This is a genomic window from Anaerotignum faecicola, assembly GCA_024460105.1.
Taxonomy (GTDB): Bacteria; Bacillota; Clostridia; order Lachnospirales; family Anaerotignaceae; genus JANFXS01.
In genome coordinates this window covers 1-457 of the sequence record JANFXS010000267.1, presented here as the reverse complement: position 1 = coordinate 457, position 457 = coordinate 1, and the positions used below count along the sequence as shown (strand labels likewise).

1 protein-coding gene is annotated in these 457 nt (G+C 48.6%); it reads right to left on the bottom strand.

The window, feature by feature from the left end; translation table 11 throughout:
* Positions 1-457: glycoside hydrolase family 3 C-terminal domain-containing protein (locus NE664_13890; protein MCQ4727725.1), on the bottom strand; the 457-nt coding region annotated here is incomplete at both ends.

Sequence of the window (457 nt, the reverse complement as noted above, 5' to 3'; positions counted from 1 at the left end):
AACGGTATCCTACGAAAATTCCCTCTTCGTACTTTTCTGTATCCGTGTTGCCGTTTTTATGGCTGAAGGTCCGGGCGTTGGGATAATCCAGGTAGGTATATGCCCAGGAATCCGTCATTTTTCCGCTTGGATTTACAGCGCCGGACATGATATCGGCAAATGCCGAACCGCCTTCCTGGCCTGCCTGCATAAACTGCACAATCGATTTGATATTCGTAAATTCCTCTGTAAATGCCAGATCAATCAGGCCTCCGGTATTGATGACGAGAACCACACTGTCGTAAGAGGCTGAAATCTGTGCCAGAAGCGATTTTTCTTCTTTTGTGATGAAGTAATCACCTTCCGTATCGTGACGGTCCGCATTTTCACCTGCAATACGGCTGAGTACAAATACCGCCACATCGGCTCCATCCGCCTTTGCAGCCTCCTCATCGATAGAATCGCCGCATGGAACGAC